This window comes from Duganella sp. BJB1802, from assembly GCF_013369445.1.
Classification (GTDB): domain Bacteria; phylum Pseudomonadota; class Gammaproteobacteria; order Burkholderiales; family Burkholderiaceae_D; genus Rugamonas; species Rugamonas vulcania_A.
In genome coordinates this window covers 49627-75376 of the sequence record NZ_JABWEF010000014.1, presented here as the reverse complement: position 1 = coordinate 75376, position 25750 = coordinate 49627, and the positions used below count along the sequence as shown (strand labels likewise).

General features: G+C 66.4%; 29 protein-coding genes. 13 read left to right on the top strand and 16 right to left on the bottom strand.

Annotation, left to right across the window (positions count from 1 at the left end):
* Positions 1–55 precede the first annotated feature (55 nt).
* Complete coding sequence (locus tag HUX88_RS21320) at positions 56–2269, top strand: S9 family peptidase (RefSeq protein WP_176363058.1); 2214 nt, start codon at positions 56–58, stop codon at positions 2267–2269.
* Positions 2270–2410: 141 nt separating this feature from the next.
* Complete coding sequence (locus HUX88_RS21315) at positions 2411–2905, top strand: type VI secretion system tube protein Hcp (RefSeq protein ID WP_117015513.1); 495 nt, start codon at positions 2411–2413, stop codon at positions 2903–2905.
* Positions 2906–2993: 88 nt separating this feature from the next.
* Here HUX88_RS21315 and HUX88_RS21310 read toward each other — a convergent pair whose 3' ends face one another.
* Positions 2994–3185: a CsbD family protein gene (locus tag HUX88_RS21310; RefSeq protein WP_008446105.1), complete on the bottom strand. Its 192-nt coding sequence runs from the start codon at positions 3183–3185 to the stop codon at positions 2994–2996.
* 119 nt (positions 3186–3304) lie between these two features.
* Positions 3305–3925: a bifunctional 2-polyprenyl-6-hydroxyphenol methylase/3-demethylubiquinol 3-O-methyltransferase UbiG gene (locus HUX88_RS21305; RefSeq protein ID WP_176363057.1), complete on the bottom strand. Its 621-nt coding sequence runs from the start codon at positions 3923–3925 to the stop codon at positions 3305–3307.
* A gap of 140 nt (positions 3926–4065) precedes the next feature.
* Between HUX88_RS21305 and HUX88_RS21300 the strand changes: the two genes are divergently transcribed.
* Together HUX88_RS21300 and HUX88_RS21295 are read left to right on the top strand one after the other, a co-directional pair.
* Positions 4066–4893, top strand: coding sequence for an HDOD domain-containing protein (locus HUX88_RS21300; protein WP_117015511.1), 828 nt, complete (start codon positions 4066–4068; stop codon positions 4891–4893).
* 162 nt (positions 4894–5055) lie between these two features.
* Positions 5056–5334, top strand: coding sequence for a flagellar protein FliT (locus HUX88_RS21295; protein ID WP_176363056.1), 279 nt, complete (start codon positions 5056–5058; stop codon positions 5332–5334).
* A gap of 61 nt (positions 5335–5395) precedes the next feature.
* On the opposite strand, the gene HUX88_RS21290 is transcribed toward HUX88_RS21295, so the two are convergent.
* Together HUX88_RS21290 and HUX88_RS33010 are read right to left on the bottom strand one after the other, a co-directional pair.
* Entirely contained in the window at positions 5396–6622 is a 1227-nt protein-coding gene (locus HUX88_RS21290; protein ID WP_176363055.1) for an aminotransferase class I/II-fold pyridoxal phosphate-dependent enzyme, read from the bottom strand.
* 100 nt (positions 6623–6722) lie between these two features.
* Entirely contained in the window at positions 6723–8240 is a 1518-nt protein-coding gene (locus tag HUX88_RS33010; protein ID WP_176363054.1) for a FimV family protein, read from the bottom strand.
* Positions 8241–8395: 155 nt separating this feature from the next.
* On the opposite strand from HUX88_RS33010, the gene fumC reads away from it, so the two are divergent.
* Complete coding sequence (fumC, locus tag HUX88_RS21280; RefSeq protein WP_176363053.1) at positions 8396–9793, top strand: class II fumarate hydratase; 1398 nt, start codon at positions 8396–8398, stop codon at positions 9791–9793.
* Positions 9794–9799: 6 nt separating this feature from the next.
* Here fumC and HUX88_RS21275 read toward each other — a convergent pair whose 3' ends face one another.
* Positions 9800–10720: a hypothetical protein gene (locus tag HUX88_RS21275; RefSeq protein WP_176363052.1), complete on the bottom strand. Its 921-nt coding sequence runs from the start codon at positions 10718–10720 to the stop codon at positions 9800–9802.
* 191 nt (positions 10721–10911) lie between these two features.
* On the opposite strand from HUX88_RS21275, the gene HUX88_RS21270 reads away from it, so the two are divergent.
* Complete coding sequence (locus HUX88_RS21270) at positions 10912–11130, top strand: RNA-binding S4 domain-containing protein (protein WP_176363051.1); 219 nt, start codon at positions 10912–10914, stop codon at positions 11128–11130.
* Between the two features lie 156 nt (positions 11131–11286).
* Positions 11287–11577 carry a DUF883 family protein gene (locus HUX88_RS21265; RefSeq protein ID WP_176363050.1) on the top strand — a complete coding sequence of 97 codons (291 nt, stop codon included), beginning with the start codon at positions 11287–11289 and terminating at the stop codon, positions 11575–11577.
* Here the strand turns inward: HUX88_RS21265 and HUX88_RS21260 are convergent.
* From HUX88_RS21260 to HUX88_RS21215, 10 genes are all read right to left on the bottom strand, one after another.
* Complete coding sequence (locus tag HUX88_RS21260) at positions 11574–12038, bottom strand: DoxX family protein (protein ID WP_176363116.1); 465 nt, start codon at positions 12036–12038, stop codon at positions 11574–11576. The genes HUX88_RS21265 and HUX88_RS21260 overlap by 4 nt on opposite strands.
* A 30-nt stretch (positions 12039–12068) precedes the next feature.
* Entirely contained in the window at positions 12069–13721 is a 1653-nt protein-coding gene (locus tag HUX88_RS21255; protein WP_176363049.1) for a DUF692 family multinuclear iron-containing protein, read from the bottom strand.
* A 22-nt stretch (positions 13722–13743) separates the two neighbouring features.
* The gene (locus HUX88_RS21250) at positions 13744–14016 is read right to left on the bottom strand and encodes a DUF2282 domain-containing protein (protein WP_117015502.1); all 273 of its coding nucleotides are present in this window, start codon (positions 14014–14016) and stop codon (positions 13744–13746) included.
* 278 nt (positions 14017–14294) lie between these two features.
* The gene (locus HUX88_RS21245; RefSeq protein ID WP_117015501.1) at positions 14295–14495 is read right to left on the bottom strand and encodes a YjfB family protein; all 201 of its coding nucleotides are present in this window, start codon (positions 14493–14495) and stop codon (positions 14295–14297) included.
* Between the two features lie 53 nt (positions 14496–14548).
* Positions 14549–15094 (bottom strand): molybdopterin-guanine dinucleotide biosynthesis protein B, encoded by a 546-nt coding sequence (gene mobB, locus HUX88_RS21240; RefSeq protein WP_117015500.1) that lies wholly within the window; start codon positions 15092–15094, stop codon positions 14549–14551.
* A gap of 70 nt (positions 15095–15164) precedes the next feature.
* Positions 15165–15359, bottom strand: a complete 195-nt coding sequence (locus HUX88_RS21235) for a hypothetical protein (RefSeq protein ID WP_117015499.1) — start codon at positions 15357–15359, stop codon at positions 15165–15167.
* Between the two features lie 69 nt (positions 15360–15428).
* Complete coding sequence (locus tag HUX88_RS21230) at positions 15429–16127, bottom strand: general secretion pathway protein GspB (RefSeq protein WP_176363048.1); 699 nt, start codon at positions 16125–16127, stop codon at positions 15429–15431.
* Position 16128: 1 nt separating this feature from the next.
* Positions 16129–17838, bottom strand: a complete 1710-nt coding sequence (locus tag HUX88_RS21225; RefSeq protein ID WP_176363047.1) for an AAA family ATPase — start codon at positions 17836–17838, stop codon at positions 16129–16131.
* An 18-nt stretch (positions 17839–17856) separates the two neighbouring features.
* Positions 17857–18354: a hypothetical protein gene (locus tag HUX88_RS21220; protein WP_373886821.1), complete on the bottom strand. Its 498-nt coding sequence runs from the start codon at positions 18352–18354 to the stop codon at positions 17857–17859.
* A gap of 17 nt (positions 18355–18371) precedes the next feature.
* The gene (locus HUX88_RS21215; RefSeq protein ID WP_117015534.1) at positions 18372–18557 is read right to left on the bottom strand and encodes a hypothetical protein; all 186 of its coding nucleotides are present in this window, start codon (positions 18555–18557) and stop codon (positions 18372–18374) included.
* Between the two features lie 216 nt (positions 18558–18773).
* On the opposite strand from HUX88_RS21215, the gene HUX88_RS21210 reads away from it, so the two are divergent.
* Positions 18774–20099, top strand: coding sequence for a GIN domain-containing protein (locus HUX88_RS21210; RefSeq protein WP_176363046.1), 1326 nt, complete (start codon positions 18774–18776; stop codon positions 20097–20099).
* Positions 20100–20197: 98 nt separating this feature from the next.
* Here the strand turns inward: HUX88_RS21210 and HUX88_RS21205 are convergent, their stop codons facing one another.
* Entirely contained in the window at positions 20198–20464 is a 267-nt protein-coding gene (locus HUX88_RS21205) for a hypothetical protein (protein WP_229213587.1), read from the bottom strand.
* A gap of 282 nt (positions 20465–20746) precedes the next feature.
* On the opposite strand from HUX88_RS21205, the gene HUX88_RS21200 reads away from it, so the two are divergent.
* Genes HUX88_RS21200 through HUX88_RS21180 form a run of 5 tightly spaced genes read left to right on the top strand, consistent with a single transcriptional unit; the run spans position 20747 to position 25749 of the window.
* Positions 20747–21616, top strand: a complete 870-nt coding sequence (locus HUX88_RS21200) for a BadF/BadG/BcrA/BcrD ATPase family protein (protein ID WP_176363045.1) — start codon at positions 20747–20749, stop codon at positions 21614–21616.
* Positions 21617–21620: 4 nt separating this feature from the next.
* A complete protein-coding gene (locus tag HUX88_RS21195) occupies positions 21621–22355 on the top strand; it encodes a GntR family transcriptional regulator (RefSeq protein WP_117015492.1) in 735 nt (244 codons plus the stop codon).
* Positions 22352–23449 (top strand): N-acetylglucosamine-6-phosphate deacetylase, encoded by a 1098-nt coding sequence (gene nagA / locus HUX88_RS21190; protein ID WP_176363044.1) that lies wholly within the window; start codon positions 22352–22354, stop codon positions 23447–23449. Before HUX88_RS21195 ends, nagA begins: the two co-directional genes overlap by 4 nt.
* Before the next feature lie 5 nt (positions 23450–23454).
* Positions 23455–24468 carry an SIS domain-containing protein gene (locus tag HUX88_RS21185; protein ID WP_161095944.1) on the top strand — a complete coding sequence of 338 codons (1014 nt, stop codon included), beginning with the start codon at positions 23455–23457 and terminating at the stop codon, positions 24466–24468.
* A 15-nt stretch (positions 24469–24483) separates the two neighbouring features.
* Positions 24484–25749, top strand: coding sequence for an ABC transporter substrate-binding protein (locus HUX88_RS21180; RefSeq protein ID WP_229219443.1), 1266 nt, complete (start codon positions 24484–24486; stop codon positions 25747–25749).
* The last annotated feature ends 1 nt before the right edge of the window (position 25750 follow it).

Genomic DNA, 25750 nt, shown 5'->3' with positions numbered 1-25750 from the left:
AAGCGGGCCGCTCTGGTATCGTCATGGGTTCCGATAACCAAGAGACACTCACTCCATGCGCTTTATCCTCTGCTTCCTCGCCCTGCTGGCCGGCGCCAACGCCTCCGCCGAAAAACTGACCCTGGACCGCCTGCACGCCGACCCGTCGCTGAGCGGTCCCGGCGTGCGCAGCCTGAAGGTGTCGCCGGACGGCGCCCGCGTGACCTTCCTGCGCGGCCGCGACGACAACCAGTTCCAGCTCGACCTGTGGGAATACAACCTCAAGGACAAGACCACGCACCGTCTGGTCGACTCGAAAATCCTGGTGCCGGAGGAGAACCTGTCGGACGCCGAGAAGGCGCGCCGCGAGCGCGAGCGCACCGCCAGCCTGAAGGGCATCCTCAGCTACAGCTGGTCGCCGGACGGCAAGCAGCTGCTGGTGCCGATCGCCGGCAAGCTGTACCTGATCGACGCCGGCAAGCCGGACGCCGCGCGCCTGGTCGCCTCGGGCAACGTGCTCGATCCCAAGATCTCGCCCAAGGGCCGCTACGTCTCCTTCGTGCGCGACCAGAACCTGGTGGTGCTGGACCTGAGCACCGGCAAGGAAAAGCAGCTGACCACCGACGGCCAGGGCACCATCCACAACGGCGAGGCCGAGTTCGTGGCGCAGGAAGAGATGAGCCAGACCAGCGGCTACTTCTGGGCGCCGGACGATTCCGCCATCGCCTACAAGCGCTACGACGAGGCGCCGGTGCCGGTGGTGCGCCGCTTTGAGATCTTCGCCGACCGCACCGACGTGGTCGAGCAGCGCTACCCTGCCGCCGGCGATCCGAACGTGCTGGTGCAGCTGAAGATCGTCTCGCCGGTCAGCGGCGAGATCCGCAACGTCGACCTCGGCGCCAACCAGGACATCTACCTGGTGCGCGCCGACTGGAGCGCCAACGCCAAGGCCTTGCTGTTCCAGCGCCAGAGCCGCGACCAGAAGAAGCTGGAGCTGGTGTCGGTGGACGCCGCCACGCTGGCGCAAAAGGTCCTGGTCACCGAGACCTCGCCGACCTGGGTCAGCATCTTCGACGACCTGCGCTTCCTGGCCAACGACAAGGGTTTCATCTGGTCGTCCGAGCGCAGCGGCCGCAAGCACCTGTACCTGTACGACATGCAGGGCAAGCTGCAGCACGCCATCACCAAGGGCGAATGGGGCATCGACCGCGTGCTGGCGGTCGACGAGAAAGGCGGCCGCGTGTTCGTGCAGTCGAACCGCGACGCGGTCATCGACAGCCAGACCTACGCGCTCAAACTCGACGGCAGCACGGCCGACAAGCCGCAGCGCATCACCCAGGGCGACGGCTGGCACGATTCCTCGTTCGCCCGCAACGGCGAGGTGTTCGTCGACACCTACTCGGATCCGGACACGCCGCCGCAGGTGAGCATCCGCCGTCCGGACGGCGCGATGATCAGCTGGCTGGAGCACAACGAGCTGAACGCGTCGCACCCGTACGGCAAATACCTGGACGCCCACCTGCACACCGAATACGGCACGCTCAAGGCCAAGGACGGCCAGACGCTGTACTACTCGATGATCAAGCCGAGCGGCTTTGACGCGTCGAAGAAATACCCGGTCTACCTGTCGACCTACGGCGGCCCGCACTCGCAGCATGTGGCCCGCCGCTGGGGCAACTTCTTCGACCAGTACATGGCGCAGCAGGGCTTCGTGGTATGGCGCCTGGACAACCGCGGCGCCTCGCGCCGCGAGCGCGCGTTCACCGACGCCAACTACCACAACCTGGGCAAGGTGGAGGTCGAAGACCAGATCACCGGCATCGAGTGGCTGGGCAAGCAGAGCTTCGTCGACGCCAAGCGCGTGGGCGTGTTCGGCTGGAGCTACGGCGGTTTCATGACCTTGCGTCTGCTGGCCGAGGCGTCGGACAAGATCGCGATGGGCGTGTCGGTGGCGCCGGTGACCGACTGGTCGCTGTACGACACCCACTACACCGAGCAGTTCATGGGCACGCCGAAAGAGAACGCGGCCGGCTACGCGTCGGGCGGCGTGTACTCGCACCTGGACGGCTTGAAATCGCCGCTGCTGCTGATGCACGGTATGGCCGACGACAACGTGCTGTTCACCAACACCACGCGCATGATCGACGCGCTGGTCAAGCGCAATGTGCATTTCGAGCTGATGACCTATCCGGGCGCCAAGCACGGCATCTCGGGCCGCGCGCCGCAACGCCATGTGTACGGCAACATCGAAGCCTTCTTCAAGAAGAATTTGATGCCGGAAACGAAATAAACCGTTTCAGTGTTTTCGGGGGCCTTCGGGCCCTCTTTTTTTTGCCTTGATTGAGCAGCCACAAGAGGCGATTTGTTGACCATTCGATAATGCCCGCTGCGGTGCATTCCGCACCGCCGCACTTACATTCCAGGAGGAATTATGGCTATCGATGTCTACCTGCAAATTGACGGTATCCGCGGCGAATCGGCCGACGACAAACACAAGGACTGGATCGAATGCAAGTCGGTCAGCTGGGCAGTCAGCCAGCCTAAATCGGCCACCGCGTCGACCGGCGGCGGCCACACCGCCGAGCGCTGCGAACACCACGACATCACCCTGATGAAGCTGGCCGACCTGGCCTCGCCGGTGCTGCTGCAGACCTGCTCGTCGGGCAAGACCATCCCCAAGGCCAAGTTTGAATTCATGCGCGCGGACGGCCAGGGCGAACGCGTCAAGTACTACGAGATCGAACTGGAGAACGTGCTGATCGGCGCGGTCTCGCCCAGCGTGCAGGAGGGCGACATCCTGACCGAGCATGTGTCGCTGAAGTTCTCGAAGGTGAAGTGGCGCTACACGCAGCAGAAGATCAGCGGCGGCGCGGGCGGCAACACCGCCGGCGGCTGGGACTTGAGCACCAACCGCATCGCGGCGTGAGTTCGGGCGCGCCAATGAAACAAGCCGCGTGGCTAGCGACGGCCTTGGCCGTCTTCAGCGCACGCGGCTTTTTTATCCCGCAACGATCTTAGTTGCGGTTGCCTTTGGTGATGTCCTTGACGGCTTCCTTGGCGTCGCCCAGGCCTTTTTGCAGTTTGCCTTCGGCTTGCTTGTTCAGGCCCTTGGCTTGCTGCTCCGAGCTGCCGACCAGCTTGCCGGCCTCTTCCTGGATTTTGCCGCCGATGTCTTTCGCCGTACCCTTCACTTGATCCTTGTTCATGATGCACTCCTTGGTGGGTGATGAAGCTACAGGACACGCGGCGTTGTGCCGCATGCGAGGTCCCCACTATAGGCAGACGCCGGCTGGCGTTCCGTGCGCTTGCGCACCTAAGGCCGCAATCAAACCTTGCGCCACACGCTGGCCAGCCAGGGCTGCTGGTCGCGCGGCAAGCCTTGCGGGCGGTAGTAATGCTGGAGCGCGATGAAGCCCGCCGCCAGCAGGTAGCGTTCCCAGGTTTCGTAGTCGTAGTAGCTGCCGTAGCGCGGGCCGTTCCAGCCCTCGCGGTTGTCGCCGCGCGGGTTGGAACTGAACAGCACGCCGCCGGCTTTCAGCGCGGCGTGCAGGTCGCGCAGCACCTTCGGCAGCGCGGCGCTGGGCACGTGGAACAAGGAGGCGTTGGCGTAGATGCCGTCGAAAAAACCAGCAGGCAGGTCAAGTTGGACGAAGTCCTGCCGCCACGTTTCGCAACCGCTGTAGGCGCGCGCCATCTCGACGAAGCGAGCCGAGCCGTCGACGCCGACCGCTTCGTGGCCCAGCTCCCTGAAGGTCTTCAGGTCGCGGCCGGGGCCGCAGCCCAGGTCCAGCAGGCGGTATGGCGCGGGGCCTTGCAGCGCGTCCAGCAAGGCCGCGATGTTTTGGCTGACATCGTGATCGATGGTGCCGGCGAAAAACTGCTCGGCGTTGCGCTCGTAATGCTGCAGCGTGGTTTGCGTGATCTGCTCGATAGGGTCGGGTTCCATGCCGCCAGTATATACGCCGGCTCATGTCGGCGATTACTGACTCAGAAAAGAGACGCTCGCCCCGCAAAATTGTTTCATACATTCTGGGAATCGCTATATAGTTAGCCTATAGCAACGCGCTAATTACCCAGGAGATAAATATGAAACTTGATGCCCTGTTCCAGAATCCAACTGCGTTGCCCACCGCGCCTAAAGTCGTGGAAGAGCTGATCAGCAGTTTCGACAAGGCCAGCGTCTCGACCGAAGAGATCGCGAAAAAACTGTCGACGGATCCGGTGCTGAGCGCCAAGCTGCTGCGCCTGGCCAACTCGGCCTACTACCACGTCTCGCGCAGCATCGGCACCGTGGAGGATGCGGTGCTGATGCTCGGCTTCGTCACCGTCCGCACGCTGGTCATCAGCTCCGGCCTGGTCAGCGGTTTCAAGACCGTGCCCGGCCTCGACCTCAAACAATTCTGGCGCTACAGCCTGCACACTGCGGTGTCGGCCAAGTGGATCGCCAAGAAGACCAAGGAAAACACCGACCTCGCCTTCACCATCGGCATGATGCACGCCATCGGCCAGCTGGTGATCCACTCGGCGATGGCCGAGCAGGCGATGGCGCTCGACAAGGTGGCCGGCCCGCTGGACCCGCGCCGCCTGGACGCCGAGCAAGCCTCGTTCGGCTTCACCTTCGCCGATGTCGGCGCAGAATTGGCCAAGCGCTGGAAGTTCCCGCTGACCTTCTCGGAAACCATCCTGGCCTTCCCCGAGCCGCACCACAACGGCGAACTGAACCGCTTGGCCGCCGTGGTCTCGCTGGCCGCCTGGCGCGCCCGCGTCGAGCAGGCCCAGCTGAGCGACGATGAAATCGAAGCCTGCTACCCGGCCGACCTGGCCGAGGAACTGGGCCTGGACGACAACGCCCTGATCGATGAAATGCCGTCGCCGGACGAACTGAGCGCCGGTTTGGAGGAGCTGGTCAAATAATCCAGCTTATCTAAAAAACCATGGAAGCCGCCGGTTTTACGCCGCGCGGCTTTTTTTTTCGACTTTTTTCAAATATTTTTTCAAAACACCCTAAAGTTCGCGTTTAAGGCGACGTTAATCAGGACATGCGGTAATCCGTTTTAACTAAACCAGGGTGAGAACATGACCTCCACCGAAGTCCTCTCGATGTACGAAAACATTGCCGGCCTGTCCAATCAAATGGCTGCCGCCGCGCGTCTGGGGGATTGGGACGGCCTGAGCCGCCTGGAAGCGCAATGCGCCAGCGCCGCGCGTCCGGCCGACGCCGGCGTGCCCAGCCTGAGCGGCGCCCCGCGCCTGCGCAAGATCGACCTGCTCAAGCAGATCCTGGCCAACGACCGCGCCATCCGCGACGTCACCGAACCTTGGCTGAACAACGTGCCGGGCATGGCGCGTCAGTAAAAACCGCCGCCCCAATGTAAAAAAGCGCCCGAGGGCGCTTTTTTTTACGTCCGCACGGCGATCAGCTCGCCAGCGCCACGCGCAGCGACAGCGCGATACCCTGCGCTGCCTGGGTGATCTCGTCCAGCGACGGGAAGCTCGGCGCGATGCGGATATGGCTATCCTTCGGATCGTTACCGTAAGGGAAAGCCGCGCCGGCCGGCGTCAGCGTGATGCCGGCCTCCTTGGCCAGCGCCACCGTGCGCTTGGCCGAACCCGGCGGCGTCACCAGGTCGATGAAATAGCCGCCCAGCGGACGCGTCCACGACACGCCCGGCACGTCGGCCAGGTAGCGCTCGAACTGTTCCAGCACCGCGTCGAACTTCGGCTTGAGCAGCAGGCGATGCTGTTCCATCAACGCTTCCACGGTCGGCAGGTCCTTCAGCAGTTGCACGTGGCGCAGCTGGTTGATCTTGTCCGGGCCGATGCTGCGGATGCCGGCGTGCTTGGTCCACCAGGCGATGTTGGCCGGCGAGGCCGCCAGCGCAGCGACGCCCGAACCAGCCCAGCTCACCTTGGACGACGACGCGAACACGATCGCGCGGTCCGGGTTGCCGGCCTGCGCGCACGCCTCCAGGATGTTGGCCACGGCCAGCTTCTGCTCGCCCAGATGGTGGAAGCGGTAAGCGTCGTCCCACATCAGGCGGAAGTCCGGCGCCGCCGTCTTCATGGCCGCCAGGCGGGCCACCACCTCGTCCGAATACACCACGCCACCCGGATTGCTGTACTTCGGCACACACCACATGCCCTTGATGCTGGCGTCCTCGGCCACCAGTTTTTCCACCAGGTCCATGTCCAGGCCGTTTTCGGTCATCGGGATGTTGATCATCTTGATGCCGCGCGCTTCGCAGATGGCGAAATGGCGGTCGTAGCCCGGCACCGGGCACAGGAAGGTCACCGGCTCGCGCACCCACGGCGCGTTGCCGGGCGTGCCGTTGAGCAGGCTGTAGACGATCACGTCATGCATCAGCGACAGGCTGGCGCTGCTGTCGACCACGACCTGCGCGGCCGGCACGTCCAGCAGCTGGCCGAACAGCGCGCGCGCTTCCGGCAGGCCGATGGTGCCGCCGTAGTTGCGGCAATCGGTGCCGTCGGCGGCCTTGTAGGTGTCCAGCGACGCCATCAGGGCGTTCGACAGGTCCAGCTGTTCGGGGGCTGGCTTGCCGCGGGACATGTCCAGCTTCAGGCCAAGTTGTTTGAAAGTTTGGTATTGCTCGTGATGCTGAGACTGAAAATCTGCTGCGGTCATAAGGCTCTTTCAGGAATGGGGAAGACGGTGGGCGTCGAACACTATAACCCAGATCGCCTGAGCCCGATAAGAGCGAGCTTGTTATAAGCTTATTACCTTTTTATTGTTTTTCCATCATGGATTCCGGCGTGACCTCGTGCAGCGGCGGCGCCTCCATCGGCGTTTCGCCCTCGGCGGCCGGCTTTTTCTTGCGGAATCCCTGCCAGATCTTCAACGGCCCGCTGCCGCGTTTCTTGCGCAGATAGAAGTAGCCGCCCGCGCCCAGCAGCAGCGCCAGCGCGCCGGCCCCGCCCGCGATCAGCGGCCAGTTGCTGGCGGCCGGCTCCGGCGGTTTTTCCTTTTTGTACTTCAGCTTGGGCAGCACGCGCACCTTCTTGACCGGCACGTCCGCTTCGGCCGAGGCCGATTCTCCCCCGCCAGCCGCCGCAGAAGCCGATGCCGATGCCGGCGCCGAAGCCGCAGCGCTTTGCGCCGCCCCGTGTCCCGCGCCGTCCGCGCTGCCGCTGGCGTGCGCGCCGGAGCTCGCCGTCGCAGCCATCACGGGTGCCGAGCCCGCCCACGCAGCCGACGCCGCCCCGTCCTGTCCCGCCGCCGCGTTGCCGTGTACCGATGCCGCGCCGCCATGCCCGGATGCCGCGCCGGCCTGGACGCCAGAGGCAGCAGACGCTGCCGCGCTGGCCGCCCCGCCCTTCGCGCCCAACGCGCCTTGCAGCAGCTTGACCCTGCCCTCCAGCTCGACCAGCTTGCTGGACAACTCCATGCTATGCGTATCGAGCGCCGCGCATTCCTTCGCGCTCATGCCCGACGGCGCGCACGCCGCCGGCGCCGCCGGCCGCTTCACGCCCTTGGGCAGCGGCAGCGGCGGCAAGGGCAGCAGAGCCTGCGCCACGCCCAGCGGCACCGCGCCGCCAGCCTGATCCGCCTCGCCGCCGCCCGTCTTGTCGGTAGTCGGCCGACGCGCAGGCAGCGGCGCCGGCCGCCGCACCGGCGCCATCGATCCCGCCGACGACCGCAAGCCACCCGGCTCGCCCACTTCCGATTCATGCGCGGCCGGCATTGGCGCCGGCCGCGTCCTGTCCCGCACTGGCGCGGCGACCGGCGCAACCGGGGCCGTTGACGGCGCCGGGGCCGGAGCAGTCGCCTGAACCGCCCGTTCCGCCCGCGCCAGCAGCGCCGCCTGCGCCGCCGTCACGGGCGGCAACGGCGGCGGCGCCGGATTCGGGTCGGCCTGGAGCCACACGGTCGCCGCGCGCACATCCTGGCGCCCGGCCGCGCTCAGCTCCAGGAACAAATGGACATACTCGGCATCGATGGCGCGGGTGGTGGTCAGATGCAGGAACTGGCGGCCGTCGCGCCGCACCACGGCCATGTGCAGCGAGCCCAGCGCCGGATTCATGCTGATGTTGGCGCCGCGATACACGTCCTGCTGCGCCAAGCGCACCTGCAACGCCGACACCTCGTCCGGCGCCAGCTGCACCAGCTCGATGTCGGCCGCCAGCGGCTGGCCGATGTAGGATCGCACGGCGATATCGCCCAGCTCCGCCGCCGGGGCGGCGGTGGCCAGCAATAAGGCGCCGGCGCCGGCAAGGATCGAGGTCAGGAGAGTGTTGCGCTGCATGTTGGGGTCGCTTGGCCGCGAATTCTTAAAGTGTATCAGCTATAACGGCTGATTTTCCCGGTTTTGTAGCCCTAGGTTAATTTTTCCAGACTGCGCTACACTGGACGGACCTTGGCAAATACACATGATTGCCATCCCCGAGCAAAGGAAAAACCATGAACACCAGAAGTGAACGTGACAGTTTCGGCCCGATCGACGTCCCCGACCACCAGCTGTGGGGCGCGCAAACCCAGCGCTCGCTGGAGCATTTCCGCATCTCCACGGAGCGCATGCCGCCCGAGCTGATCCACGCCTTGGCCAGCGTCAAGCGCGCCGCCGCCCGCGTCAACCTGGACCTGGGCCTGCTGGAGGGCGCCAAGGCCATCGCCATCACCCAGGCCGCCGACGAGGTGTTGGCCGGCAAGCATCCGACCGAATTCCCGCTGGCCGTGTGGCAGACCGGCTCCGGCACCCAGTCCAACATGAACATGAACGAGGTGCTGGCCAACCGCGGCTCCGAGCTGATGGGCGGCGTGCGCGGCGAGGCCCGCAAGCTGCACCCCAACGACGACGTCAACAAAGGCCAGTCGTCGAACGACATCTTCCCCACCGCCATCCACGTGGCCGCCGCGCAGGCGCTGGCCAACAACGTGCTGCCGGCGCTGCGCCAGCTGCGCGACCAGCTGCACGCCAAGGCCGAAGCCTTCGCCGACATCGTCAAGATCGGCCGCACCCACCTGCAGGACGCCACCCCGCTGACGCTGGGCCAGGAATTCTCCGGCTACGTGGCCCACCTCGACTTCGCCGAGCGCGCCATCGGCACCGCCCTGCCCGGAGTGCTGCAGCTGGCCGCCGGCGGCACTGCGGTCGGCACCGGCCTCAACGCCCACCCCGAATACGCGCACCGCATCGCCGCCGAGCTGGAGCACACGCTGGCCCTGCCCTTCCGCAGCGCCGACAACAAGTTCGCCGCGCTGGCCGGCCACGACGCCCTGCTGTCGGCGCACGGCGCGCTCAAGACGCTGGCCGCCGCGCTGATGAAGATCGCCAACGACATGCGCTGGATGGCGTCCGGCCCGCGCTCCGGCCTGGGCGAGATCACCATCCCGGAAAACGAGCCGGGCAGCTCCATCATGCCGGGCAAGGTCAACCCGACCCAATGCGAGGCGCTGACCATGCTGTGCTGCCAGGTGTTCGGCAACGACGTCGCCATCACCGTGGGCGGCGCCTCCGGCAACTTCGAGCTCAACGTCTACAAGCCGCTGATCGCCCACAACTTCCTGCAAAGCGCGCGCCTGCTTGCCGACGGCATGCGCAGCTTCGACGAGCACTGCGTGCACGGCATCGAGCCCAACCGCGCGCGCATCGCCGAGCTGATGGAGCGTTCGCTGATGCTGGTGACGGCGCTGGCGCCGCACATCGGCTACGACAAGGCGGCCGCCATCGCCAAGCGGGCGCAGCATGAGGGAAGCACGTTGAAGGAGGCCGCGCTGGCGCTGGGCTACGTCAGCGCCGAGCAGTTCGAGCAGTGGATAGTGCCGCTGGATATGACCCGTCCCGGCGCCAAAGGTTGACCTTCGTTAAAAGCCCCGGGAATAGCGCACGCCGGTCAGCCAGTCCGGCTTGGCGCCGGCGTCGTGGCCGGGGTTGACCCGCCACATGACGGCGCCGGTCAGCTTGCCCAGGCGGCCGTCGCGGCCGAAGGTGGTGGTGTAGCCGAATTCCAGGTCGCGCTCGGTGGCGGTCGGCCGCAGGTTCAGCGTCGGCGCGCCGAAGGCCGGGGCGCCGGGGTCGCCGCTCTGCGGCGCCGCGCCGCTGTATTGCAGCGTGCCGGCCCGCACCTTGGCCGGCACCGACAAGGTCACGGCGAAACGGTCGTGGCTGTTGAACAGCTGGCGCGTCGAGAGCCCCACGCTGAACGCCATCGTGCGTACCGACGACACCTGGGCGATCAAACTGTCCGGATTGCCGATGCCCTCGGTGCGACCGTAGGACGCCATCAGCATCAGCGCGCTGCGCGAACTGAGCGCGTAGCCCAGCGAGGCCGACGTGAAGGTGGTGGTGGGCCGGGTGTTCATCGCCAGCGCCGGCGCCTGCTGCGAACCCAGCACCGAGCCGGTCTCGCGCAAGATGCCGACGGTCAGGATGCCGACCGCGCGCCCCATTTTCTTTTCAAAATCCGCGCTGGTGAGGAAACGCTTGCTGTGCTCGTTGAGCATGGGGCCGAGCGGATCGAGCAAGGCCAGGTTGTCCGGCAAGGCGCCGACATGCAGGCGCGGCCCGCCGCTGAAGATGGCGCCGTAGCGCGCCGCGCCATCGCCCTGCAGCTGCTCGCTGAGCGCGGACTGGCGATCGGCCGCGTCGAACAGCAACGACGAATTGGCCCGTTTTTCAAACGCGGGCGGCGGTTTTTGCGGCGCGAAGGGATCGGATGTGGCGGCGCCCGCCAAGCCGGAAAGCGGGCACATCAAGACTGCGACTGGCCAGAGATACTTGTTCATGGTGCAACTCACTGAGGGCAAACCATGCTGCGTAAAAATTCAGCAGTTAACTCAGAATAGCAACTTTTTTTCTCAACAGCAACCTCAACCATGAGGCAAACGTCGAGTAAACTGCGGCCCTGTCGGAATGCCGCTACACTATCGAAAGCTGGCAACGGCACCGATTTCACATCATAGCAACAGAGGATAAAATGCAGAAAGTAAGTTTTGAATTGAGCGGCGAATTCGTTGAGCTGAATCAGTTGCTCAAGCTGGTGGGCCTGTGCGACAGCGGCGGCGCCGGCAAGATGATGGTCGCCGAAGGCGGCGTCAAGGTCGACGGCAAGCAGGAGTTGCGCAAGACCGCCAAGATCCGCGCCGGCCAGCAAGTGAGCGTCGGCGACGTGTGCATCAGCGTCGACGGCGTGTAATTTGTCTTGCATTTGGGCAATAATAGGCTAAGCTGAAGCGTGTGGCGGGGAGGCCAGTTTGACGCAGCGCAAACCGGCGGCACCACGCGCCGATATATTGAAATGGCCCGCTGCCCGGCTTGTTCAACCAGTTTCACTTATGACCAGGGGAACGTCATGGACGATCCTGCACACAATATGCAAACACAGGAACGACTGCTCGACGACCTGCGGCAAGTGATCGAAAACGCCGAGGAACTGCTCAAGAACACCGGCCAGCACCACGGCCTGCTGTATCAGGCGGCGCGCGCCAAGCTGGCGCAGGCGCTGCTCACCGCCACCGAGGAACTGGCGCGCTTCGAGGATGTTCAGCTCAACCGCATGATGGAGCTCACCGCCGCCGCCAACCGCCTGCACCAGGACCTGACCGGCGAGGCCAAGCTGCTGCGCGCCTTCCGCCCCACCTAGGCCGCGCGGCGCCCGGCCAGCCAGGCGTCCAGCGACAACTTGCCCGGACCATAGGCCACCAGCACCAGCAGCATCGCGCCCCAGTAGAAGTGGTCGTTGATCGCGGCCGGGCACTCGAAGGTCAGCAACTGCGGGTAGGAAATCACCGCCATCGCGTTCACCAGGAACAGCGCCAGCGCCGCCGGCCGCGACACCAATCCCACGCACAACAGCACCGGCAGCGCCAGCTCGCCGGCAGCGCCCGCGTAGGCCGCCAGGTCCGGCGGCAGCAGCGGCACCTTGTATTCGTCATGGAACAGCGCCAGCGTCGCGCCCCAGTCGCCGACCTTGACCAGGCCGGCCTTGAAGAATTGCCAGCCCACGTACCAGCGCAACGCCAGACTCATAAGGGAACCGCCCCACGCGGTCAGTGCCGCGTCGTAGCGGGAAATGTGTTGGTGCCAGCCGAGGATAGTTTTCATCATTGCGCTTTCAAAATTAGTTAGTCGCCGCTAGGCGTCTATCCTGACAATCAATGCGTGATCTATCCATTGCTGCAAATTGGCGGCGATGTCGTAGTCGTCGTCGCGCTCGAAGGCCGCGTCCAGCGCCGCGCCGAACGCGCCGCCCGCCGCCAGCACCGACAAGGCCGCGTGGCTGGCCGCCGTCAGCGGCAGCACCTGGGTTTTCCAGCGCGGCCGCGTGACCAGCCCGTAATCCGGCGCCGCCAGCTCGGCCGGGAACGGCACGCCGCTGCCGGCTTGGTGCGCCTGCCACAGCGGTATCGTCGCCCACTCCGACGCCAGCAGCGTGCAGGCCGGATGCAGCGTCAGCCGCGCCGTCTCGACCTGCTCCGGCGTCAGCGCCGCCATCTGCTGCGCGGTCACGCCGTCCGCCGACGGCGCGTAGTGGGCGCGGTGCAGGGTCCACTCCAACGTCGCCATGTCCGGCAGGTACGGGTAATCGGCCACGTGCGGGAAGGCGCGCAGGAAGACGGCGAAGTGCGCGCCAAAGCGGTTCAGGTCGCCGCTATCGGAGGGATGGGCGCGTCCGTACGCCTGCGCCAGGCCGCCGAAGAATTCCTCGCCCACCAACTGCTGGATCACCGGATAGGCCGCGCCCAGCGTCTTGCTCCAGGTGGCGCTGAGGTTGCCGCGATACAGCGCGTAACGGTGCTCGTTGCGCTCACCCTTGAACAGCGCCAGCGCGGCCGGCGTCTGGCGCGCATCGAACAGCGCGCCGGCGAAGGTCTGCTGGCTGACGACCAGCGCCGGCGCCTGCTCGTCGGCCGCCGCCTGCGCGGCCGGGCGCGGCGCATCGGCCACAGTGACGGCGGCGTATTGGCGATGCAGCGCCTCGGCCTTCTCCGCCTCGCCCAGCAACACGCTCAGCTCGGGGATGTCGGTATCCCATTCGATCAGGGTCGGCAGCGCGCCGAAGCGCCGCAACGCCGCCTCGTACAGCCGCCAGACCGGCTCGGCCACAGTGTCGCCGTGATGGTCGATCACCGCCTCCGGCGTCACCAGGTGGCCGGCCAGATGCATCTCGCCCACCATGCCAGGCCGGATCGCGGCGATCGCGGCCAGCGCGTCCTCGCCGTGGTTGCACTGGTTGACGTAGAGATTGTTAATGTCGAGCAGCAGGCCGCAGCCGGTGCGCGCCGCCAGTGCCGCCATGAACTCCGCCTCGCTCATCGCGTCCGCGTGGAAGCGCACATAGGTCGACACGTTTTCCAGCAGCAGCTGGCGCTTGAGCACATCCTGCACCCGGCCCACGCGCGCGCACAGCAGGTCGAGCGCGGACTGGTCCAGCGTCAGCGGCAATAGATCGTTGAGTTGCCGGTCGCCGACGGCGCTCCAGCACAGATGTTCGGACACCAGCATCGGCTCCACCCGCTCCACCAGGGCGCGCACGCGGTCAAGATGCTGTTCGGAGTAGCCGCGCGCCGAGCCCAGTCCCAGGCCGACACCATGCAGACTGATCGGATAATCGCGCCGCAATTGCTGCAGCACGTGCCAGTCCCAGCCGGCTTGATCGAGATAATTTTCGGTGTGGACTTCGAGCCACGCGGCGCGCGGCCGCTGCTCGATGAATTGCCGGTAATGCGGAGCCCTCAGCCCCACGCCCACGCCCGGCATCGGCTGCGCTGGACCTGGCGAGGACATGGCTCCGCGACCGGCCGCGCGATTACTTGGCTGGCGCAGCAGTCTTGCCGCCGGCTTTTTCGCAGGTGCCCTTGGCCACGTATTTCCACTCGGCGGCGCCGTTGTCGGTCTTGGACTGGCCGGCGCAGGAGTGCGAACCGTTGGCGGCGGCGCAATCGTTCTGGCCGGCCTTGGCGATGCCGAAGCACTTCTCTTTTTCAGCCGAGGCCGACGCGGTCGCGGCCGAAGCGGTGGCGGCGGATGCGGCGCAGACGGTGGCCAGGGCGGCGGCGATCAGGGCTTGACGTTTGTTCATGGTAAGTCTCCTCAAGGATGAAGTTAGGTTGTGCAACGCAAATCGTCTGCAACTGTACGGTAGTCGGCCAATGGCGGGCCGGCCTTACAGTTTTTTTCCGATTTTTTTCAACACTGCCGAGCAGACGCAGCGTACCAGCAATAACGCGACTACGCATCATTCTGTTGACCGGGTTCACATCGGGAAACTACGCCGGACGCAGGAACGCCCCGGCACGCTGCGCACCGGGCGGCGCGCAGGACGGTAAGGCGGCGCCGGGCGGGCCGCAACGACGCCGCTCAGGCTGTCGTGTTGATCGTGTTGCCGAGGTGCGAAGGCAGGTTCGGCGCCGACGGCACCGGAGGAATCGCCTCGATCAGGGCCGCGGCGCTGGACGCCTGGATGTCCTGGGCCTTCTTCAACACCGCCACGCCGACCGCCTGCTTGGTGCCGGTGTCCGCGATCGTGGTTGCCGCTTGAGCAATACCTGAAATGTCCATGTGATCCTCCAATAAGGCGTATCACTTCTTTTACGGACGTTCTGCGGCCAACTTTAGGTGTGGGACGAAACTTTTTTCAAATAGGCCTCCAGCCAGGCCTGTACCGCCGGGGGCTGGTTCACATCCAGCCAGTCCACGCCCGGCCGCAGGTCCGCCGGCGCCGGCTGGTCGGAGGCGACCGCGATCACGCGTCCGTCGTCCGGATACAGCGGCGGCTTGCCGGCGGCGGCGCGATACACCTCCAGCTTGGCGACCGGATAGGACTTGAAGCCTTCCAGCAGGATCAGGTCGGCGGGCGCGAGGCGGTCCAGTTGCTCATCCAGCGACGGCTCCGGTGCGCCGCGCAGCTCGCGCACGATGGCGAACCGGAACGGCGACGCCACCATCACCTCGGCCGCGCCGGCCATGCGCAGGCGCGCGCTGTCCTTGTGCGGCGGCTCGAGCTCCAGGTCGTGGTGGCTGTGCTTGACGACGTTGACCTTCAGCCCGCGTGCGGCCAGGCCGGCGATGAGCACCTCCAGCAGCGTGGTCTTGCCGCTGCCCGAGGTTCCGACCACGGCCAGTACAGTGCGCTCACGCGCCGGTATGTCTTGTTGCATTGCCTGTCTCTCCACAGCATCTCGTCGCCGCCATTATACGCAGCAACATCGGCGCGGGCACGGCAGGGCCTTACTCCTCGTTCAGGGCCTTGAAGCGTTCGCTGCGGGCGCCGCGCGCGCCCAGCATCAGCAAGCCGATGCAGATGAGACCGGCGACATGGGTGCTGGTCTCCTGTTGCGTGGATGGCTGTTGGTCGGCGGCGTGGGCGCGTGGAACAGCGAAGGCGGCGGCGATCAGCAGCGGCAGCAATTTCAGGTGTTTCATCGTATTTCCCGTGCATGAATTTCAATGATAGAAAAATATCATTTCCACATGACGGGCGGATGACAGCTTTTAATACGGAACGCGGTAGCGATAGCCCTTGAAATTGAACACCGCCTCGCGCGGCTGCAGTTTCTCAAGGACCAGGCCGGGAGCGACCTCCTCGCCTTCATGGCGCAGGATCTTGTCGATCAACAGCAGGCGGTCGGCTGGATTCTTGGAATAAATGTAGCCGCCGACCGCGATGTGCGGAATGGAACGCTGTATCGGCTCCGGCAGGTCGCGCAGGTTCTGGACCGGCTCTTCCGGCGCGGCGGCCGGCTTGGCGGCCTGCTCGGCCACGGCTGCCTGCTCGGCGGGCTGCGCCGATGGATGCGGACGCGGCGCCGGCGTCACGGTCGCCACCGGCGGCGGCAAGGGGGCCGCCTGCGGTGCCTTGGCTGCCGGCTGAACGTTGACGGCCTGGGCAGCAGGCATCTGCGCAGGCGCAGGCGCTGGGGTGACGGCCGGCGCCGCCGCTGTCGGCGCCGGCATCGGCGCAGGCTTGGCCGGCGGCATGCCTGCCGGCTGCTGTGCCGGGCGCAGCACCAGGACCAGCAACACCACGACCGCCACGCCCATCGCCAGCAGCGCCAGCACCAGCGGCTTCTTCAACATGCCGCCGGCCGCCTCGCGCTCCGTCCCGTGCAAGGTCGGCGCGTGCAGCGTGGGCGCGTTGCCCAGCTGACGCTCCGCCTGCGCCTTCTTCAATGCTTCCAAAATATACGACATATTATTTCCCCGCCCCGGCGCCGGCCGCCAACAGGCGCGGCTCCTGCACGCCGCCCAGCTGATACAGCCGGATGAAAGTTTTCGGACCGGCCACGCCGTCCGCCTTGAGATGCTGCTCGGTCTGGAAATCGACCAGGCGCGCGCGCAGGCCGGCGCTCAGCGGCTGATCGTCCAGCGGCTTCTTCAGCCCGTAGATCTGGGCCAGGCGCCGCGCCAGCCAGTCCACGTCGGGACCGTGATCGCCGCCCGAGACCTCGTCGCGCCAGCTGCGCGGCGCGCGCCAGAAGGTGGTGAACTCGCCGTCGAAGCGCGCCGTCAGCGCGTCCAGGCCGATGCGCTGCGGCTTGCCGCCGGGCGCGACGATGGTCGCGCCGCCGTCGTCGATGGCCGTCAGCAGCACATAGTTGGGCGCGGTCGGATCGTCGTGCAGCGTCAGCATCGCCGGACGGTCCAGCAGCCGCAACTCCGCCATGCCGCCCTTGACCTGCAGGCAGCGCAGATTCAGGCGCGCCGCCGTCGGACAAGGCTCGCCGTCCGGCAGCGCCAGCCCCCAGATCGCCGCCAGTTGGCGCAAGGCCGCCGCGCTGCCGCCCTGCGCTCCCTCTCCACCCAATGCGGACGCGGAACCGGCCAGCGCCACCTTGGCTGCCGGCACAGTCGCGGAACCAGCAGGCGCCGCCCGAGACACAGCCCCCGGCGCGGCCACGGCCAGCGTCGCCCTGGGCGCCGCCACCGGCGCCGAAGCGGCCTGCGCGCCCGGCAAGGCCGGCTTGGCGTCGCGCGCCGCCAGCTGCCCGCCCGCCCCGCTGAGGATCACCCCGCCCAGCACGCCGGCCGCCACCCAGGACCAGCGCGCCGCGCCGGTCCTGCCGCCCTCGCCGCCCGCCACGCCGTCCGGCCGGGCGAACACCTCGGCCGCCGCCTTGCGCAGGATATTGCGCGTCACCTGCGGCTGGTTCTCCACATACGCCCCCAGCAGCGCCCGGTCGCACAGCAGATTGATACGGCGCGGCACGCCCTTGGCCAGGCTGTGCACCAGCCCCATCAACCGGCGCGGAAACGGCGCGATCGCCGCCGCGCCCGCCACCGCCAGCCGGTGCTCGATATACGCCCCGGTCTCCGCCTCGCTCAGCGAGCCCAGGTGATAGCGCGCGATCACCCGCTGCGCCAGCTGCTCCAGCTCCGGCCGCGCCACCATCGCGCGCAGCTCCGGCTGGCCGATCAGGATGATCTGCAGCAGCTTGCGCTCGCTGGTCTCCAGGTTGGTCAGCAGGCGCAGCTGCTCCAGCACCTCGGCCGACAGGTTCTGCGCCTCGTCGATGATCAGCACGTTGTTGCGGCCCTGCGCGTGGCTGTCGAGCAGGTAGGCGTTGATCGCGTCCACATAGCCCTTGACGCTGATCCGCCCCTGCGGCGCCAGCGCGATGCCGAACTCGTCGCAGATCGACAGCAGCAGCTCCTCCACCGACAGCTTGGGATTGAAGATATAGGCCAGCTTGCAATTGTCCGGGATCTGCTCCATGAAGCAGCGGCACACGGTGGTCTTGCCGGCGCCGATCTCGCCGGTCAGCAGCACGAAGCCGCCGCCGCTGCCGACGCCGTACAACAAATGCGCCAGCGCCTCGCGATGGCGTTCGCTCATGAACAGGTAGCGGGGATCGGGCGCGATGGAGAACGGCGACTGTTTCAGATTGAAAAAATGCGTGTACATGAAGACCCTGGCGATGCGCTACTTCAAGCGCTGGCGCACCGGCGGCGGCTGCACCGGCGGCAAGGGCTTGAACTTGGCGCAGTAAATCTTGGATTTGGTGTCGAAGTAGACGATGCGGCTGGCCGGCTTGGCCTCGCGCACCGGATACGCCGAACTGTCGATTCTCGCATAATGCAGGCCGACCTGGGCAATGATGGCGCGCTCCAGCTCCTCCGGCGTGGCCTCGGCCACGGCGCCGACGAAGATGTAGGTGCTGGTGTCGTCGCTGACCATGACCTCGGAAATCGGCGTGCCCCACAGGCTGGCGCCGTCGGTCTTGAACCAGTAGGCGCCGCCGTCGTGCTTGTACGCCGGGCCGAAGGCCTTGAGCAGATAGTCGTAGAAATACAGGTTGTCGGTCTGGTCGCGGCACAGCAGGCCGTTGCCGATGATGGTGCCGAAGGTGGTCGGCACCGACTGCGCGCCGGCCGCGCAGCAGGCGGCCGCCAGCCCGGCGGCCAGGGCGCCGCGCAGCACACCCGGAAAGGACGGCATTATAGTTTCGACAGCCAGGAGCGGTTGGCGCTGATGCGCGCCTTGGCCGTGGCCGGAAGGGCTTCGTAACAGCCAGGATATTGTTTCAAGGCGCTTTCCCGAATTTCCTTCTGCAAGCCGTTAATCAAAAAAATATACAGCACCGAGCCATCCTCTGTATTTTTGGTTCCCATATATCTGATCATGTGTACTCCCTTGATCCGCACAGGTATTCCCCGGCAATACATGCTGGCGTCCATTATGACATTTAACGGCGTCGCCGGGCCGAAGTTGAATCACGGTTCACCACCGATATTTTGCAGCTGATCCCCCTGTTACGCGCGTCCGTCCCATTCCGCGCGCCGCCGGGCGGCAATTGTCATATCGTTCAATCCTCGCCACTTCCCATCATCGAGAACAATATGAAGCAGACGATCAAACACACCGCGCTGGTTTCCGCCCTGTTGCTGGCATCGCTGGCCGGCACCGCCGCCTTGGCCGACACCAAGCAGGACGACAGCACCGGCACCGAAACGCGCACCGTCGCGGCCTTCAGCAAGCTCGCCATCAGCGGCCCGTTCCGGGTGATCGTCACGGCGCAGCCGGGCAACACCATCGAACTGTCCGGCCTGCGCCGCCAGTTCGCCGACATCGAAACCTCGGTCAGCGGCGACACCCTCACCGTGCGCCAGCCGCGCACGAAAATCAAGGGCTGGACCTTCAATTTCAGCTGGGGCAAGGACAACAAGCCGCCGATGACCATCCGCATCAGCGCCGCCGGTCTGAAGAGCCTACGCAACTCCGGCAGCGGTGACGTTGATCTGCAACAATTCCAGGGGCAACAACTGACGCTGGCCTCGGAAGGCCCCGGCGACGTGCACGCCAGCGGCAGCGTGCGCGATCTGACGGTCGAGGCCTCCGGCAGCGGCGACCTCGACCTGCGCACGCTCAAGGCGGCCAGCCTGAACCTGACCATGAGCGGCCCGGGCGACGTCAGCGCCGGCGGCATGACGCAGGACGTGAACCTGTCGGTCACCGGCTCGGGCGACCTCGACCTCGACGACCTGCACGCCAACAAGATCAACACCTCGATGCACGGGCCGGGTTCGGTGTCGCTGCACGGCGCGGCCAAGGAGATCCGCGTCGAGATCGCCGGTTCGGGCGACCTCGAGGCCTGCGCGCTCAACATCGAGGCGGCCAGCGCCATCCTGCACGGTCCCGGCGAAGCCTGCCTGTCCGGCGCCATCAAGAAATTCGACGCCGAGGTGCACGGCTCGGGCGACCTGACCGTGCGCGGCCTGATGGCGCCGACCGCGCGCGCCCTGCTCAGCGGGCCGGGCAATATGAACCTGTCGGGCAGCGTGGGCGTGCTCAGCGCGGAAGTGAGCGGCTCGGGGGATCTGGAGGGGCAGGCGCTGCAGGTGGCGCGCGCGGTCACGCGCAGCCGCGGGCCGGGCAACATCATCCTGAACAAGGTCAGCGACGCGCTCGACGCCGAGCTCAGCGGCTCAGGCGACCTGAGCGCCACCACCGCCTGCAAGAACGTCAAGCTCAACATGCACGGTCCGGGCGAGGTCAAACTCGAAGGCAAGACCGACACCTTGGTCGCGCAACTGAGCGGCTCGGGCAGCCTGCACGGGCGCCAGCTGTGGACCGGCCAGGCCGACGTCCACGTCAGCGGCCCCGGCAGCGCCACCGTCAACGTCGCCGATAAAACCACCACCTACGACCGCAAAAACACCAAATAAAATTGGGGTCAAGTCTGACATTCGGACACGAGCTCTGCTGTAAGCACGTACTTACAGCAGAGCTCGTGTCCGAATGTCAGACTTGACCCCAAAGTTGTTTAATCGAAGCAGAGGCGCTTCTTGGTGGCGGCGATCAGCTTGGCGTCGTACGGATGCAGGTTTTCGATGAACAGCAGCTCCGTCTCGTCCGGCTCCTCCAGGCACATCGCCAGCATCATCGGACCATCCTCCATCCGCCCGATGAAGTGCTTGGGCCAGCGATTCTTGCGGTTGGCCTTCATCACTTCCATCCCCAGCTTGGCCAGCGGCGCCTTCACGCCGGCAGCCAACGCTTCCTTCTGCCAGTCGTCCCAGTAATCGTTCATCATCTTGCCTTCAAAAGTGCACTAAAGCCATAGTGTACTCCCTCGGCCCCCTTCCCTACCAAAACCAGACCAAAGTGGCATGCAAATGCGACACCGGACCAGTTGCCGCAAAAACCAGCAATTACCAATTAAAACAAGTACTTACAAATACATTCCAAGTCGACAACGCAAGTCCACTTCAATATTTTTTAATACCAGTTAAATACCTGTTGACAAGCTGGTTTGCCTGCCCATATAGTGCCCTCAACACGGGGCATCCCGGCACAGCATTCTCGGATAATCATGATCGACTTTTTAATCGGCGTTGACGGCGGCGGCACCGGCACCAGGGTGCGCCTGGCGCGCATCGACGGCATGGAACTGGCCGAAGGCGTCAGCGGCCCGTCCGGCCTGATACACGGCATCGCCAACGCCTGGGCCTCGGTCGAGGACGCGGCCGGCATGGCTTTCCGCGCCGCCGACATTGAATTCCCGGCCAAGGACACCATCGCCATCGGCCTCGGCCTGGCCGGCGTGCACAACCGCGCCTGGGCCGCCGAGTTCGTCGCGGCCAATCCCGGCTACGCCCGCGTGGCGCTGGAGACCGACGGCCACACCACCGTGCTCGGCGCCCATCGCGGCCAGCCCGGCGCCATCATCGCGCTGGGCACCGGCAGCGTCGGCGAGATCAAGCGCATGGACGGCGTCCACGTCGAGGTCGGCGGCTGGGGCTTCCCGGCCGGCGACGAGGCCGGCGGCGCCTGGATCGGCCTGCGCGCCGTCAACCACGTGCAGCAGGTGCTCGACGGTCGCGTGCCGGCCAACGCCTTCAGCGCCGACCTGGCGCAGGCCTGCGGCGGCGGCCGCGACGCGCTGCAGAACTGGCTGGCCAAGGCCACGCAGACGCAATACGCGCAGCTGGCGCGCATCGTGCTGCAGCACGGCGAGTCGAACGACACCGCGCGCGCCATCCTGCAGGAGGCCGGACACCAGGTGGAATTGATGGGCAACGCGCTCGACGCCGGCGGCCAGCTGCCGATCGCGCTGTGCGGCGGGCTGGCGGCGCCGTTGCGCCCCTACCTGCCGGTCTCGATGTTGAAGCGGATCGTCACGCCGCAGGGCGATTCCGCGGCAGGCGCGCTGCGGCTGATCCAACAACGCCTGAAGGAGTAAGCCCGTGCTAGCCCAGTTGAGCGATTTCCAGCCCGATGCCGACAGCGACACCCCGCTGTACATGCAGCTTGCCAACAAGCTGTCCGACGGGATCGCCGCCGGCGACTGGCGCGCCAACGAGGCCCTGCCGTCCGAGCGCGTGCTGTCGGACATGCTGCACATCTCGCGCGTGACCGCCCGCAAGGCGATCGACATGCTGTGCGAGCGCGGCATGCTGACCCGCAAGCGCGGCTCCGGCACCTACATCACGCCCAAGCTGGAGCAGCCCTTGTCGCGCCTGACCAGCTTTTCCGAAGAGCTGCGCGAGCGCGGCTTCACGGCCGGCTCGCGCTGGCTGCAGCGCGACATCGGCATCGCCTCGCCGGTGGAGCTGCTCTCGCTCGGCCTGTCGCCCAACATGCCGGTGGCGCGCCTGAAGCGCCTGCGCACCGCCGACGACGTGGTGATGGCGATCGAGACCACCACCATCCCGGCCCAGTACATGCCCAATCCGCACAGCGTGACCGATTCGCTGTACGGCTATTTGGAAGCCAACGGCACCATCCCGATGCGCGCGCTGCAGCACATCCGCGCCGTCAACGCCAGCGCCGAGCAGGCGCGCCTGGCCAATATCCCCGCGGGTGCCGCCATGCTGCACATCACCCGCGTCAGTTATCTCGACAACGGCGCGGCGGTGGAACTGACCCACTCGTATTGCCGCAGTGATTATTATGAATTCGTAGCGGAGTCGCGCAGATGAGCAGTGCAATCCAAGGCAATATCCTGACGTCGGCGGGCTGGGTCCGCGGCGAGATCACCTTCAGCGACCGCATCGCCGCCATCCACGGCAGCAGCACCGACCCGTCGAAAAACGAAGAAGCCTATATCCTGCCTGGCTTTATCGACCTGCACGTGCACGGCGGCGGCGGCAAGGACGTGATGGAGGGCGGCGACGCTGTCCGCACCATCGCCGCCATCCACGCGAAGCACGGCACCACCAGCATGCTGGCCACCACGATGACCGCGCCGCCGGAGGACATCGACCTCGCGCTGCTGGGCATCGGCAAGGCCGCCGCCCAGCGCGGCAAGGGCGAGGCGCGCGTGCTGGGCGTGCATCTGGAAGGACCGTTCATCAACTCCGGCAAGCTGGGGGCGCAGCCGCCGTTCGCGCGCACCGCCAAGCTGGCCGACGTCGAGCGCCTGGAGGCGATCGCGCCGATCAAACTGATCACCGTGGCGCCGGAAATCGGCGGCCACCTGGAACTGGTGCGCGAGCTGTCCGACGCCGGCATGCGCGTGCAGATCGGCCACACCCTCGGCAGCTACGAGGACGGCGTGGCCGCGCTGGCGCACGGCGCGCACGGCTTCACCCACCTGTTCAACGCCATGACCGGCCTGCACCACCGCGAGCCCGGCATGGTCGGCGCCGCGCTGGCCCATGCGCAGTACGCCGAATTCATTCCCGACCTGCTGCACGTGCACCCCGGCGCCATCCGCACCGCGCTGCGCTGCATCCCGCAGCTGTACTGCGTGACCGATTCGACCGCCGCCACCGGCATGCCGGACGGCGAGTACATGCTGGGCCGCCACACCGTCATGAAGTGCATGGGCGGCGTGCGCCTGCCCGACGGCACGCTGGCCGGCAGCACCCTCACCATGGACCAGGCGCTGCGCAACCTGGTCGGACTCGGCCTCGATCTGGCGGACGCCTCGGCACGGGTCTCAACGTATGCGGCCGATTATCTCGGCCTGCAAGAGCGGGGCCGCCTGGCCCCCGGCGCCTACGCCGACTTCGTGGTGCTCGACCGTGACCTGAATCTCAAAGCCGTCTATATCGAAGGAGAATTGTTGTGACCTCAATGATGTTGAAAGAAGCCCTGTCCGCCGCTGATTGCGTAGCCCTGCAGCTGGCCAGCGATGGAGACCGTTACGCGGAGCTGGGCCGCAAATTGAGGAGCACGTCCTTCTCGACCGCGCTGACCATCGCGCGCGGCAGCTCGGACCACGCCTGCGCCTACGCGGCCTACCTGATCATGGCGCGCCTGGGCCGCGTGGTGGCGTCGCTGCCGATGTCGCTGGTCACCCTGAACAAGTCGCCGCTGATCACCCGCGACACCTTGGCGATCTCGATCTCGCAGTCGGGCCAGAGCCCTGACGTGGTCGAGCCGATCAAGTACTTCCGCGACGGCGGCGCCACCACCATCGCGCTGGTCAACGACATCGACTCGCCGCTGGCGCATGCCGCCGAATGGGCGATCCCGCTGCGCGCCGGCAAAGAGCAGAGCGTGGCCGCCACCAAGAGCTTCATCACCAGCATGGTGGCCGGCGCGCGCCTGGTGGCCGCGTGGCAGAACGATCCGGAGCTGCTGGCCGGCCTGGAGGCCCTGCCCGATTCGCTGCGCGCGGCCACCAAGGAGGACTGGACCTCGGCCATCGAAGTGCTGGCGCCGGCCCGCAACATCATGGTGGTGGGACGCGGCATCAGCTTCCCGGTGGCGCTGGAGGCGTCGCTGAAGTTCAAGGAGACCTCGGCGCTGCAGGCGGAAGCCTTCAGCGGCGCGGAGATCAAGCACGGCCCGATGGCGCTGATCGAGGAAGGCTACCCGCTGGTGATCTTCGCCACCCGTGGCCCGACGCAGGCGAGCCTGCTGCAGCTGGCGTCCGAGATGCGCGGCCGTGGCGCGCGCGTGCTGCTGGCCGCGCCGGCCGACGTGGCCGAGCGCGACCTGACCTTGCCGGTCGCCGCCACGCCGGACCTGGACCCGATCGTGGCGATCCAGGCCTTCTACGTGATGGCGGCCCAGCTGTCGGCCGCGCGCGGCATGGACCCGGACGCGCCGCGCCATCTGAGCAAAGTCACCAAGACCAACTAAGCAGCGGCACCATCAATGAAGAATCGCATATTGCTGACGGCATTGATGGTGCAGGCCTTGCTGGGTGGCGCCACCCTCGCGGCGGCGCCCGAGAAAATCGAATTCTGGACCTTCAGCATGAAGCCCAAGTTCACTCCCTACTTTGAGACGCTGGTGAAAAACTACGAAGCCGGCAATCCGGGCGTGAAAGTGGAGTGGGTCGACTTCCCGTGGGACGTGATCCAGACCAAGCTGGTGACGCGCATCGTCGCCGGCACCCCGCCCGCATTGGTCAACCTGAACGTGCCCTGGGCCGACGAATTCGCCCGCGACGGCCTGCTCGCGCCGGTCGACGCGCTGCTCGGCGACGCCCGCCCGCGCTACCTTCCCAGCACGCTGGAAGACCTGCGCTTCGGCGGCAAGACCTACGGCTTCCCGATGTACAGCAACGTCGCCGTCATCGCCTACAACACGCAGATTTTCAAAGCCGCCGGCATCACGCACGCGCCGCGCGATCTCGACGAGCAGCTGCTGTTCGCGCGCCAGATCGCCGCCCGCACCGGCAAGGCCGGCCTGTGTCCCGCGCTGTCCAAGATCGACGGCCTGATGATGCAGCAAGGCCTGGCCGTGATCCGCGACGGCAAGGCGGTGTTCAACTCCCCTGCCCACATCGCGCTGATCGCCAAACTGGCCGAGACCTACAAGGCCGGCGGCCTGCTGAAGGACGCGCTGTTCGCCGAGGATAACTTCCCCGCCGCGATCGACGCCTACAAGGGCGGCCGCCTCGGCATGCTGCTGGCGCCACCGACGGCCGTCAAGCGCATCGAGACCGACGCCAAAGACATCTACGCCATCACCGACGTCGCCCCCGCGCCGCTCGGCCCCACCGGCATCGCCGACGGCGGCTGGCTGATCCACTTCGCCGTGCCGAAGAACGTCGACGCCAAGCTGCTGCCGGCGGTCGGCAAGTTCGCCCGTTATCTCACCAACGACGCCAACCAGCTGGCCTTCGCCAAGCAGGCCAGCGTGTATCCGGCGATGGCGCAGGCGGCCAACGATCCGTTCTTCACCACCGTGCCGCCGGGCGCCGGCGCCGCCGAAAAGGCCGTATCCGCGGGCGCCGTGTCGATGCCGCACTCGCACACGCTGTACGTGGCCGGCATCACCGACTACGATGAACTGCGCCGCTACCTGGTGAAGGCCGTCGAAGCCGGCGTCACCGGCAAGCAGGACGTGAAGCAGGCGCTGGACCAGGCGGTGGCGATCTGGAACAAGAGACTCGCCGCGCAGCGGAGCCACTGAC

What these genes read in the sequence shown, in the direction of transcription:
- HUX88_RS21235 (WP_117015499.1), bottom strand. Translation starts at nt 15,359, where the DNA reads ATGAAACACCTGAAATTGCTGCCGCTGCTGATCGCCGCCGCCTTCGCT.
- HUX88_RS21270 (WP_176363051.1), top strand. Translation starts at nt 10,912, where the DNA reads ATGCAGAAAGTAAGTTTTGAATTGAGCGGCGAATTCGTTGAGCTGAAT.
- fumC (WP_176363053.1), top strand. Translation starts at nt 8,396, where the DNA reads ATGAACACCAGAAGTGAACGTGACAGTTTCGGCCCGATCGACGTCCCC.
- HUX88_RS21205 (WP_229213587.1), bottom strand. Translation starts at nt 20,464, where the DNA reads ATGAACGATTACTGGGACGACTGGCAGAAGGAAGCGTTGGCTGCCGGC.
- mobB (WP_117015500.1), bottom strand. Translation starts at nt 15,094, where the DNA reads ATGCAACAAGACATACCGGCGCGTGAGCGCACTGTACTGGCCGTGGTC.
- HUX88_RS21310 (WP_008446105.1), bottom strand. Translation starts at nt 3,185, where the DNA reads ATGAACAAGGATCAAGTGAAGGGTACGGCGAAAGACATCGGCGGCAAA.
- HUX88_RS21215 (WP_117015534.1), bottom strand. Translation starts at nt 18,557, where the DNA reads ATGATCAGATATATGGGAACCAAAAATACAGAGGATGGCTCGGTGCTG.
- HUX88_RS21210 (WP_176363046.1), top strand. Translation starts at nt 18,774, where the DNA reads ATGAAGCAGACGATCAAACACACCGCGCTGGTTTCCGCCCTGTTGCTG.
- HUX88_RS21295 (WP_176363056.1), top strand. Translation starts at nt 5,056, where the DNA reads ATGACCTCCACCGAAGTCCTCTCGATGTACGAAAACATTGCCGGCCTG.
- HUX88_RS21255 (WP_176363049.1), bottom strand. Translation starts at nt 13,721, where the DNA reads ATGTCCTCGCCAGGTCCAGCGCAGCCGATGCCGGGCGTGGGCGTGGGG.
- HUX88_RS21265 (WP_176363050.1), top strand. Translation starts at nt 11,287, where the DNA reads ATGGACGATCCTGCACACAATATGCAAACACAGGAACGACTGCTCGAC.
- HUX88_RS21200 (WP_176363045.1), top strand. Translation starts at nt 20,747, where the DNA reads ATGATCGACTTTTTAATCGGCGTTGACGGCGGCGGCACCGGCACCAGG.
- HUX88_RS21245 (WP_117015501.1), bottom strand. Translation starts at nt 14,495, where the DNA reads ATGGACATTTCAGGTATTGCTCAAGCGGCAACCACGATCGCGGACACC.
- HUX88_RS21225 (WP_176363047.1), bottom strand. Translation starts at nt 17,838, where the DNA reads ATGTACACGCATTTTTTCAATCTGAAACAGTCGCCGTTCTCCATCGCG.
- HUX88_RS21260 (WP_176363116.1), bottom strand. Translation starts at nt 12,038, where the DNA reads ATGAAAACTATCCTCGGCTGGCACCAACACATTTCCCGCTACGACGCG.
- HUX88_RS21305 (WP_176363057.1), bottom strand. Translation starts at nt 3,925, where the DNA reads ATGGAACCCGACCCTATCGAGCAGATCACGCAAACCACGCTGCAGCAT.
- HUX88_RS21180 (WP_229219443.1), top strand. Translation starts at nt 24,484, where the DNA reads ATGAAGAATCGCATATTGCTGACGGCATTGATGGTGCAGGCCTTGCTG.
- HUX88_RS21300 (WP_117015511.1), top strand. Translation starts at nt 4,066, where the DNA reads ATGAAACTTGATGCCCTGTTCCAGAATCCAACTGCGTTGCCCACCGCG.
- HUX88_RS21315 (WP_117015513.1), top strand. Translation starts at nt 2,411, where the DNA reads ATGGCTATCGATGTCTACCTGCAAATTGACGGTATCCGCGGCGAATCG.
- HUX88_RS21275 (WP_176363052.1), bottom strand. Translation starts at nt 10,720, where the DNA reads ATGAACAAGTATCTCTGGCCAGTCGCAGTCTTGATGTGCCCGCTTTCC.
- HUX88_RS21320 (WP_176363058.1), top strand. Translation starts at nt 56, where the DNA reads ATGCGCTTTATCCTCTGCTTCCTCGCCCTGCTGGCCGGCGCCAACGCC.
- nagA (WP_176363044.1), top strand. Translation starts at nt 22,352, where the DNA reads ATGAGCAGTGCAATCCAAGGCAATATCCTGACGTCGGCGGGCTGGGTC.
- HUX88_RS21185 (WP_161095944.1), top strand. Translation starts at nt 23,455, where the DNA reads ATGATGTTGAAAGAAGCCCTGTCCGCCGCTGATTGCGTAGCCCTGCAG.
- HUX88_RS33010 (WP_176363054.1), bottom strand. Translation starts at nt 8,240, where the DNA reads ATGCAGCGCAACACTCTCCTGACCTCGATCCTTGCCGGCGCCGGCGCC.
- HUX88_RS21290 (WP_176363055.1), bottom strand. Translation starts at nt 6,622, where the DNA reads ATGACCGCAGCAGATTTTCAGTCTCAGCATCACGAGCAATACCAAACT.
- HUX88_RS21230 (WP_176363048.1), bottom strand. Translation starts at nt 16,127, where the DNA reads ATGTCGTATATTTTGGAAGCATTGAAGAAGGCGCAGGCGGAGCGTCAG.
- HUX88_RS21250 (WP_117015502.1), bottom strand. Translation starts at nt 14,016, where the DNA reads ATGAACAAACGTCAAGCCCTGATCGCCGCCGCCCTGGCCACCGTCTGC.